The sequence below is a fragment of the Syntrophorhabdaceae bacterium genome, from assembly GCA_035541755.1.
Lineage (GTDB): Bacteria > Desulfobacterota > Syntrophorhabdia > Syntrophorhabdales > Syntrophorhabdaceae > PNOF01.
This window is the reverse complement of record DATKMQ010000170.1, coordinates 1-10,261: the sequence shown is the minus strand read 5'-3', so window position 1 is coordinate 10,261 and position 10,261 is coordinate 1. Positions and strand designations below refer to the sequence as shown.

Genomic DNA, 10,261 nt, shown 5'->3' with positions numbered 1-10,261 from the left:
TTTCCGGAATAGAAGTGATGCAATTAAGATAGGTTATGTGCCCGACAAAGCGTGTAAACCATGAGTGAAGAGTATATAAGATATTGGGGCCTCACGCAGCACCCTTTTCTTCTTGCCCCCGACGGCAACATGATGTGTGTGACAGGCCAGTACTTTGAATGTTTCGAGCGTCTCAAGTACGCCATCAATACGAACAAGGGCGGTGTGCTTATCGTCTCGGAAGAAGCAGGACTCGGAAAAACCACCATTCTTCTCAAACTCATCGGCGAACTCACGGAACAATACGGCAAGAATTTTAAATATGCGTTTATCGACCATCCGACACTCACCGCTTCGCAGATGATTGAACAAATCACAGGAGCCATCACCGGCGAGATGCCCACCGATGACAAACTGAAGAACCTTAAGATCCTCAAAGAAGCGCTTATCGAGACCAAGAAGGAGGGTGGGAAGAACATCATCGTTATCGACGAGGGCCAGATGTTGTGCGGGGCCCGCGATGTTCTGCAGGAACTGAGAGCACTGATCAACTTAACCCATAACAACGAGTACCTCCACACCTTCATAATTTCGGGGCAAAAAGCGTTGTGGGATGAACTGCAGGGCATGCCCGAGTTCTGGCAAAGGCTCCCGGTGAGATACTTTTTCACCCCGCTGCGCTTCGAGGAGACTCGAGAGCTCATCAGGTATCGTCTCAACAAAGCGGGGCTTGATGTTGCCCGGGATATCTTCACCGAAGAAGCCGTGGAGATCATACACAAGTATTCAAAAGGCTTGCCCAGGACGATCATCGCCGTATCCGATCTCGCACTCCTCAACGGGTTTACCGACAGGACGCGAAAAATAGGCTTCAAAGAGGTATCGAAGGCCATCAATGCTATGACCGGAAAAGGGGACAGCCTTTCCTACATTATGAGTGAATCGAGAGAAGAGCGAGAGCCTGTGACTGTCTCAGGCCCTGCGGCGAATAAGCCGGTCAGGCCCGAAGCGGATGCGCGCGCATTTGTTCCGCAGAATATTGGACAGACTCTGAGAAACCGTTCATATATGAGTTACGCCATTATCGGCATCGCAATCGTGCTCTTTGTCTTTCTCGGCGCCCTGGGATATCGTCTTCTCTCTCCGGCAAAGCCTGCCAATACCGTGACAGCTGCGACCAAAGCCACCGAAACACCTGTGATCGTCTCACCACCTGAGACTCAAGCCGAGACGAACGAGAATCAGAATGGCTCCGGCAGGCCAGATGTGAGCGGCAATGAGGCGCCTGCAACCAGCGAAAACAACGAAAAAGACGTTATAGCCGCCTACCGGGAGGAGAGGAGATTAAACGTTCAACGACCGCCCACAAAACCGGGCGCCGTGGAAAAGATGCCCAACGAGCGCACAGCCATCGTGAACAAAGATGCGGCTAATGTAAGAAGCGCACCTTCTGTGGAGGCGCAGCGGATCCTCACCATCGTCCGGGGAGAGATGCTCACCGTCATTGATGAAAAGACTGATCAGACGGGAACGGTGTGGTATAAAGTACTGCTCTATAATAACCGGGAAGGCTGGATTGCTGATAAGGTTGTTACGGTTACGTCAAAACGATAAATCCGCCTTCGACCTTTGCCCATTCACCTATCACCTGTAATAAATTCACAGCACACTGGCGATCAAAGAGCGGGGGGTGTTCTACGCTATGAATATTTTTCCCGGATTGAGGATATTGTTCGGGTCAAAGAGTTTCTTGATTGCCCTGAGTGTGGCAATAACTTCGTCGGAAAGCTCCATGCCGATGTATGCCGCTTTTGATGTTCCAATGCCGTGCTCGCCCGAAAGGGTGCCGCCGAGCCTGATGGTTTCAGCAAAGATCTCTTTGACCGCCTCCTCGGCCTTGGCCCTTTGTTCGTCGGTATCCTCGATCATGAGGTTCACGTGAAAATTGCCGTCGCCTGCGTGGCCGAAGCTTAAAACCGGGATTGCGTATTTCTTTCCGATGCTCTCCAGCGCACGGATGAGGGCCGGGATGTGAGAGCGCGGGACAACCACATCTTCTGCAATTTTCACCGGATTGATATTGTAGAGGGCCTGAGAAAGGACCCGACGTGCCTGCCAGAGACGCTCGGCTTCCAGGGGATCATCGGTCACATCACACCGAACCGCTCTATTCTCGGTCACGATGCGTTTCACTTTGTTAACCTGTGGCAAAATAGAGTCTTTGTCTCCGTCCACTTCTATGAGGAGCAATCCTCCAATCCCTTGAGGCAGCCCCATAGGAGAGGCCTGCTCGCTGCACCACACAGAAGCCCGGTCCATAAATTCAATGGTGGAGGGTATGACCTTGGCGGCAATAATCGCGGAAACGGCTTGAGCTGCGTCCTCCACTTCCTGAAAGAGCGCGAGAATCGTAGCCTTGGATTCGGGCAACGGTATAAGTTTCAATGTGATCTTCGTGATAACACCCAGCGTGCCTTCGCTGCCCACGAACAGGCGCGTCATATCGTATCCAACAACACCTTTCATGGTTCTCACCCCCACATCGAGAATCTCTCCCGTGGGCTTCACCACCTCGAGACCCAGCACGTAATCGCGGGTCACGCCATATTTCAACGAATTGGGGCCGCCCGCGCATTCGGCTACGTTCCCTCCTATACTCGAATATTTGTAGGACGCCGGATCAGGCGGATAGAAGAGGCCGTATTTAGCTGCCTCCTGTTGAAGGTGAAAGTTGATCACGCCGGGCTCCACCACCGCGACAAGGTTGTTGGTGTCAATCTCCAGGATTCGGTTCATTTTTGTAAATACCAACACCACGCCGCTTGCAGCCGTGGGTATGGAACCTCCGGTCAGGCCCGTACCCTGCCCTCTCGGTATCACCGGAAAAAGATGCCGGTTGGCTAGTTTCAATATGGCAGATACTTCTTCGGCCGACGAGGGGAATACGACGAGATCCGGGATCACCCCATCCGTTCTGCCGTCATAGGCATAGCACTTCCTGTCCTCAAGAGAAGAGAGAACATTCTGTCTACCGACGATCTTTATGATTTCATCAATAATAGCTCTATCCATGCGCTCCCATTTCTCGGTAGTGTGCTATTGTGCTACGTGCAGCTATGTTATGCGGATATCGCGTACGTTCGGACACTGCTCCTGCTTCGTCTACATTTCTCCATCTTCTTTGAAGACGGCGCCGCTTGCCGCTCCGGTTACAAGCCTGGCGTAACGCGCCATATATCCCTCCGTGATCTTTGGCCTTAGCCGCTTCCACATCTTTTTGCGCTGTTCCATCTCGGCCCTGCTTACCTTGAGATCCACGCTCTTCTTCTTGAGATCGATTTCGATGATGTCTCCGTCTTTCACGAATGCGATAGGGCCACCTTCGGCAGCCTCCGGCGAAACATGGCCTATACAGAGACCTCGCGTACCGCCCGAAAAACGTCCATCTGTGATGAGCGCGCACTCCGTGTCAAGGCCTCTACCCGCAAGCACGCTCGTGGGTGTCAGCATCTCGCGCATGCCGGGACCACCCTTGGGCCCTTCGTAACGGATGATTACCGCGTCACCCGCCCATATCTTGCCTTCCATGATGGCACGGCCCGCGTCTTCTTCACTGTTAAACACCTTTGCTTTTCCCTCGAAATGCCATATCTTCTCTGAAACGCCGATACGTTTCACCATGGAACCCCCCGGAGCAAGGCTCCCTGCGAGTACAGCAAGACCCCCCTTCTTGTGATAGGCCTTTTCCAGAGGTCGGATGACATTCTCATCGCTCACCTCGGCCTTCTTGACAAGGCTTCCGATAGTCGTACCCGCCACGCTCACGCACCCCGAATGAATGAGGCGTTTCCGCGAAAGTTCTTTCATGATGGCGAGTACGCCACCTGCCTCGTACAAGTCCTCGAGATGATGAGGGCCCGCGGGGCTCATATTGCATATGTGAGGGACCTTCTCCGATATTTCGTCAAAGAGTTTAAGTGGAAGGGTGAGGCCGCCTTCATGGGCGATTGCAGGGAGGTGGAGCGCCGTATTGGACGAGCCACCGAACGCCATGTCGACGGTAATCGCATTCTTGAAGGCATCAAGGGTCATGATGTCACGAGGTTTCAAGCCTTTCTTGATCAGGTCCACAATTCTCGCGCCTGCTGTCTTCGCGAGTCTGATCCGGGCCGCGTGAACGGCGGGGATAGTGCCGTTGCCCGGAAGGGCGATACCGAGAGCTTCGGAGAGACAGTTCATGGAATTGGCCGTGAACATACCACTACAAGACCCGGCCCCGGGGCACGCGCACTGCTCGAGCATGCTCAATTCCTTCATGTCCATAAGCCCACCAGCCACCTTACCGACGCCCTCAAAGACGGATATGAGGTCCACCTCGCTTCCCTTGAAACGTCCAGTCAACATGGGGCCGCCGCTCACCATGATGGCCGGTATATTGAGCCGCATGGCGGCCATCATCATACCGGGGATAATCTTGTCGCAGTTAGGAATCAAAACAAGACCGTCGAAAGGATAGGCCTTAGCCATGACCTCAACGGAATCACAGATGAGCTCTCTCGATCCGAGAGAATATTTCATGCCCTCATGGTTCATGGCGATTCCGTCACAGATTCCGATGGTCGAGAACTCCATGGGAGTGCCCCCCGCCATCCTGATCCCGTCCTTAACGGCCTGGGCGATTTTGCCGAGGTGGATATGTCCCGGGATCACTTCGTTGGCCGAGCTCGCAACCCCGATAATTGGACGATCGAGTTCCTCGCTCAGATACCCCATGGCGCCAAAGAGGCTCCTGTGTGGCGCCCTGTCGATACCTTTTTTCATCCTGTCCGACCTCATGATCCCTCCTGAAATGTTCTCCTTAATCAAAAATTAACAATTCATCAATAGGATATTAAAGATTATTACAGGCGGCATTACTTTGCAATAGAATAGTGCGGGAGCACAGCCCATAAAAAAACAACTTTGCAAATATGGGGCGATGAGGTAATCTCATACGTATGAGCCAATACATAGCCATCATTGACGATGAACCGGATATCCTCGAACTGGTATCCTTGAGTCTCAAGCGATCGGGTTTCAAAACCCGGGAGTTTGCGGAGGTCGAGTCCTTCTACAGATCGCTCAAGACCGAGATACCTGATCTTATCGTGCTCGATCTGATGCTCCCTGATGTTGACGGGTTTGAGGTCTGCAAATATCTGAAGAGCCAGGAAGCGCTGAGCTCCATTCCCATCCTCATGCTGACGGCGCGAACCGAAGAAACCGAAAAAGTCCTCGGTTTGGAACTCGGAGCGGACGATTATGTGACCAAGCCCTTTTCACCTCGTGAACTCGTGGCCCGGGTGAAAGCCATCCTCAGACGGCATCATGGAAAAGAATCCCCGACCAAGAAGATGATTATCAACGGCATTCTCACGATCGATTCTGAGAAATACGAGGTGGAGGTAAGCGGCGCGAAGGTCGATCTTACCGCAACGGAATACCGCATTCTGCAGTTTCTCGCGTCAAAACAGGGACGGATCCAGTCAAGAGATCAAATACTGAGCTTTCTCTGGGGAGAGGAGAAATATGTGATTGACAGGACGATCGATGTTCATATCAGACATCTCCGTGAAAAACTCGGAAGGGCCGCTCCATTTATAAAAAATGTGCGGGGCCTGGGATATAAGATAGAAGCATGAGACGAACCATATTTTTCAAGATGTTCTCAAGCTATCTCACGCTTACCACAGTGCTCTGTGCCCTTATCATCGTATCTTCCCTGTACATCATACGCAGCGCCCACATCGATGCTACAGCCAAGGACCTTACGAACCTGGCGGCAGCCCTCAAAGGTCAGATTACGCCACTCGTGATAGAGAAAAATCCGGAAAAATTGGACAGCTTCGTCAAGGACCTGGGTAAACAGATACGCACGCGAATAACGATTATGGCGCCCGACGGGGTCGTGCTTTCCGATTCGGAAGAGAACCCGATCAGGATGGAGAATCATCAGACCCGAGTGGAGATGGCGCAGGCGCTTGAGGGTAATACGGGTGAGTCCCTCAGATTGAGTGGCACACTCAAACAGGAAATGCTCTACATCGCTACCCCGGTGAAGAAAGACAACAAGATTCTTTACGTACTGCGAGTGAGTCGGTTCTTGAGGGAGATCGCCGCAACAACAAACCGGCTCGTGCAGAAGATAGTAATCGTCACGCTCGTCATGGATGTTGCAGGCCTCTTTTTCTTCGCTCTTCTCTTTGCCCGAAGCGTTTCCCAACCGGTAAGGAAACTGAGTCTGGCCCTTCGCAAAGTCGCTCAGCAGAATTTTGCCATCAGGGTATTTCTCAAGACGAATGATGAACTGAGAGGGCTTGCCGACAGCTTCAATCACATGATCGCTGAGATGGAAGAACTGTTTTCGGAGCTCTCCCGTCAGAAGGAAGAACTCAACGGCATCATTACGTCGCTTCAAGAAGGTCTTCTCGCCCTCGACAAAGAAGATAGAATACTTATCGCGAATGCCAGTTTAAGAGAAATCGCCCATGAAAATCTCGAACAGGGGAGACACTACTGGGAAGTTCTTCGCGAGCCCAAACTCATCGATCTTATCCGTGAGGTGAGAGCCGGCCGGCGCAACGCCAGCGCCGAAATAGAGTTCAGCGCCGGGATATTCCTGTGCAGCGCCACTTTCCTGAGTTTCAAAGAAGAGATTACCGTCATCTTCCACGACATCACCGAAATCAAGAAGCTGGAGAAAATTAAGACGGATTTCGTACTCAACGTATCCCACGAGTTGAGAACGCCCCTTACGTCCATCAAAGGATTCATTGAAACCCTGGAAACAACTGCCCTGAACACGGAAAACCGTCATTATCTGGAGATAATAAAACGTAATACCGACAGGCTTATCAATGTAGTGAACGACCTGCTTGTGCTCTCCGAGCTCGAGGAAAAAACTTCAAGCCTCCGTGTGGAAGCCGTAAATATGAAAGATCTTGTCGACCGCGTCCTCAAGATCTTCGAACCCCAGATAAAAGCCAAAGGAATCTCTTTCAGCTTTATCTCTGATCCCGATCTCCCGTCGGTCGATGGCGATCCCTTCAAGCTTGAACAGGTCTTCATCAATCTTTTGGATAACGCCATCAAATATACAGAAAAAGGCGGCATATCCGTGGAACTACACCGTCGAGACGACAAGCTCGCAGTCATCATTGAGGATACCGGAGCCGGCATACCTCAGGAGCATCTCTCGCGCATCTTCGAAAGGTTCTATGTGGTCGACAAATCGAGATCGAAGAAGCTCGGAGGCACGGGACTCGGTCTCTCCATCGTCAAGCATATCATCCTCCTCCATGATGCGGCAATCGACGTATCGAGTACGCCCGGCGTGGGGACCAGGTTCACTGTGACCTTTCGCGCCCGCAACACATAAGAACGAAAAGAAGCTTTGTGCTATAATAGCGCTGTGGAACAAATACTATTATAAGGAGGGGTTAAGAATGGCACAGAAGAGCACAAAAAAGCGCGTGATCTTCAAGCTTAATGACGCCCGTGCACGGGAAGTCTTTGTGGCCGGTTCTTTTAACGCCTGGGATCCCTCGGCTCGTCCCCTCAAGAAGGATGCACACGGCGTATGGAAGACGACCATGTTGATACCAGGCGGTACGTATGAGTATCGGTTCATTGTCGATGGTCAGTGGATGGAAGATCCGACCGTAGCTGAAAAACGGCTCAACGAATTCGGCTCCTATAATACGGTGCTGACCGTTTAATTGCTTCCTCTCGTGGCTTAATATTGAGGATTCGCACGCACGCAAACGGCTGCCATGATTAAGGCAGGCCGCGCTCAGAATAAAACCCTAAGCGCTGCCCTAAGAAAAAGGAGCCTGTGAGTCCGCCTCATTAATCCAAAAATCCGCCATTCTTCGCAGGAAAAAGGGCATCAAAGAAAGACACCAACACGTTGTACACGGTATCCAACAGACAAATCCGGCTTGAACGCACTTATATTCCAAATATTATCTGTATGTTGCGAAGAGGCAAGCCCGTCCCCTCAAGTGGACAGAGAAACCTGGAATGTTTAGATTGAGATGAGGGCACAAGGGGATTAACGATTTCTTAACAATTTCTTAACACGGAACTTAACAATTTTGGCTTAGAATTCCCTCCAGATGTAACTAATTCAAGGAGGATACTATGAGTAAAATGCTTACACGTATCGGATTATTCGCGTGCTGTTTGTTCTTTCTGACCGCGGGGCTCAGAGTGTTCGCTGCCGACGAAGAATTGCTCGGTACCGGAGCGACGTTTCCCCAGCCCTTCTATTCAAAGATATTTGATGCCTACTATCAGCAATACAAGATAAAGATCAACTATCAGGGCATCGGCTCCGGGGGCGGCATCAATCAGCTTACGCAAAAGACCGTAGATTTCGGCGCAACAGATGCCTTCATGACCGCCGACGAACTAAAGGCTGCCGGGCCGGCTGTTCTCCATATACCTACCTGTCTCGGCGCCGTGGTAGTGACGTATAATCTTCCCGGTAATCCCAAGTTGAATTTCACACCCGATGTGATCGCCGATATATTCCTCGGCAAGATCACAAAATGGAGCGATGCTCGGATCGCCGCGACAAACAGCGCTGTGAAACTCCCTGATCTCCCGATCAGCGTTGTGAACAGGGCAGATGGCAGCGGTACCAACTACATCTTTACCGAGTACCTGTCAAAGATCAGTAATGAATGGAAAGGCAAGATAGGCGCTGGCAAGACAGTGAATTGGCCGGCAGGACAGATCGGACAGAAAGGCAATCCTGGCGTGGCAGGTTATGTATCGCAGACCCCAGGCGCTGTTGGATACGTCGAGCTTATCTACGCAATCCAGAATAAGATGGCTTACGCAAACGTAAAGAACAAAGCCGGCAGGTTCATTGAGCCAACACTCAAGGCGGTCAGCTCCGCGGCGAATGTAAAAATACCGGACGACACAAATGTATCACTCACCAATACCGGCGCGGCCGACGGCTACCCGATCAGCAGCTTTACCTGGCTTATCTTCTACAAAGAACAGAACTACGGCGGAAGATCAAAAGAAAGGGCAGAAACCCTCGCCAGACTTCTATTGTGGACTGTCAATGATGGGCAGAAGTATGCTGAACCCCTCCAGTATTCACCACTTTCTAAGGAGGCGCAATCTAAGGCTGTGAAAATAGTGCACTCCATAACGTATAACGGTGCACCACTCTTGAAGTAGCACACCATGGGGAGATGGTGGTCAGGATTTACCGTCTCCCCGGTTCAAACATTTCGCCGCGATCATTTTTCCGGGTCGCGACTAGATATGAAGGCGGCGTAATATCACATGGATTCACGGAAGATCAAAAGAGAAGCTCGTATCCACGGCTGCTCGCGATTCGACCCCGGCTTCAATCAGATAAACTCATTATATGTCACAGGCGCATTGGTAATGAAAACATTTGATGAATATGGACGAAAATAAACGAACGGCAAGTACTGACAAATCGGAGAAACGCTTCTCGGTGATCCTCACGGCTTCGGGCGTTCTTGTCCTCACGCTACTCTCGGCCAGCTTAATTACGCTCTTCATCAAGGCAATGCCGGCAATAGAGAAGTTCGGCGTTGCCTTCTTTGTCAGTAGATCCTGGAATGCGATGGCAGGCTCCTTCGGTGCCCTGCCGTTTCTCGTGGGTACGCTCCTCACCTCATTCATCGCCATTTTTGTGGCGATTCCTTTTTCCATAGCCATATCCATGTTTCTCGGAGAATATTTCAGGCAAGGTGCCATTTCCAACTTTCTGCGCAGCGCTGTCGAGGTGCTTGCCGGTATACCTTCAGTCATTTACGGCCTATGGGGCGTCTTCCTTCTTGTGCCTATCGTGAGGTCACTCGAACTGAAAATCGGCGTTATTCCGCATGGCGTAGGCATTCTTACCTCTTCATTGATCCTCGCCATCATGATTATACCGTTTAGCGCGTCGCTCGGAAGAGAAGTCATATCGCTCGTGCCTTCAGATCTCAAAGAAGCGGCATATTCCCTGGGAGCCACGCGTTTCGAAGTCATGAGGAACATCGTGATCCCGTATGCCCGATCGGGCATTATTGCCGGCATACTCCTCGCTTTCGGGAGGGCCATAGGGGAAACCATGGCAGTAACTATGCTCATCGGCAACAGCAGCTTTCTGCCCAAAAGTATCTTTAGTCCCGCCAATACCATGGCGAGTGTCATTGCCAATCAGTTCTCGGAAGCCACAGGCATTGTGGCCTCATCGCTCATCTAC

At 51.4% G+C, this 10,261-nt stretch carries 8 protein-coding genes; 6 read left to right on the top strand and 2 right to left on the bottom strand.

The features are described from left to right. Positions 1–60: 60 nt before the first annotated feature. Positions 61–1,593 (top strand): AAA family ATPase, encoded by a 1,533-nt coding sequence (locus VMT62_16645; GenBank protein ID HVN98060.1) that lies wholly within the window; start codon positions 61–63, stop codon positions 1,591–1,593. A gap of 81 nt (positions 1,594–1,674) precedes the next feature. Here the strand turns inward: VMT62_16645 and VMT62_16640 are convergent, their stop codons facing one another. Together VMT62_16640 and ilvD are read right to left on the bottom strand one after the other, a co-directional pair. Continuing rightward, complete coding sequence (locus tag VMT62_16640; protein HVN98059.1) at positions 1,675–3,051, bottom strand: FAD-linked oxidase C-terminal domain-containing protein; 1,377 nt, start codon at positions 3,049–3,051, stop codon at positions 1,675–1,677. 90 nt (positions 3,052–3,141) lie between these two features. Continuing rightward, positions 3,142–4,815 carry a dihydroxy-acid dehydratase gene (gene ilvD / locus VMT62_16635; protein HVN98058.1) on the bottom strand — a complete coding sequence of 558 codons (1,674 nt, stop codon included), beginning with the start codon at positions 4,813–4,815 and terminating at the stop codon, positions 3,142–3,144. 161 nt (positions 4,816–4,976) lie between these two features. Here ilvD and VMT62_16630 point away from each other — a divergent pair, with 161 nt between their 5' ends. The 5 genes from VMT62_16630 to pstC form a co-directional block, all read left to right on the top strand. Continuing rightward, positions 4,977–5,660 (top strand): response regulator transcription factor, encoded by a 684-nt coding sequence (locus VMT62_16630; protein HVN98057.1) that lies wholly within the window; start codon positions 4,977–4,979, stop codon positions 5,658–5,660. Beyond that, a complete protein-coding gene (locus tag VMT62_16625; protein ID HVN98056.1) occupies positions 5,657–7,396 on the top strand; it encodes an ATP-binding protein in 1,740 nt (579 codons plus the stop codon). Before VMT62_16630 ends, VMT62_16625 begins: the two co-directional genes overlap by 4 nt. A gap of 67 nt (positions 7,397–7,463) precedes the next feature. Continuing rightward, a complete protein-coding gene (locus tag VMT62_16620) occupies positions 7,464–7,736 on the top strand; it encodes a glycogen-binding domain-containing protein (protein ID HVN98055.1) in 273 nt (90 codons plus the stop codon). Between the two features lie 424 nt (positions 7,737–8,160). Then, a complete protein-coding gene (gene pstS / locus VMT62_16615; protein ID HVN98054.1) occupies positions 8,161–9,216 on the top strand; it encodes a phosphate ABC transporter substrate-binding protein PstS in 1,056 nt (351 codons plus the stop codon). 226 nt (positions 9,217–9,442) lie between these two features. After that, on the top strand, positions 9,443–10,261 hold an 819-nt coding region (gene pstC / locus VMT62_16610), incomplete at its 3' end, for a phosphate ABC transporter permease subunit PstC (protein HVN98053.1).

Excerpts from the sequence above, each read along its gene's own strand:
- pstS (HVN98054.1), top strand. The coding sequence starts at position 8,161 with ATGAGTAAAATGCTTACACGTATCGGATTATTCGCGTGCTGTTTGTTC.
- VMT62_16630 (HVN98057.1), top strand. The coding sequence starts at position 4,977 with ATGAGCCAATACATAGCCATCATTGACGATGAACCGGATATCCTCGAA.
- VMT62_16645 (HVN98060.1), top strand. The coding sequence starts at position 61 with ATGAGTGAAGAGTATATAAGATATTGGGGCCTCACGCAGCACCCTTTT.
- ilvD (HVN98058.1), bottom strand. The coding sequence starts at position 4,815 with ATGAGGTCGGACAGGATGAAAAAAGGTATCGACAGGGCGCCACACAGG.
- VMT62_16640 (HVN98059.1), bottom strand. The coding sequence starts at position 3,051 with ATGGATAGAGCTATTATTGATGAAATCATAAAGATCGTCGGTAGACAG.
- VMT62_16620 (HVN98055.1), top strand. The coding sequence starts at position 7,464 with ATGGCACAGAAGAGCACAAAAAAGCGCGTGATCTTCAAGCTTAATGAC.
- VMT62_16625 (HVN98056.1), top strand. The coding sequence starts at position 5,657 with ATGAGACGAACCATATTTTTCAAGATGTTCTCAAGCTATCTCACGCTT.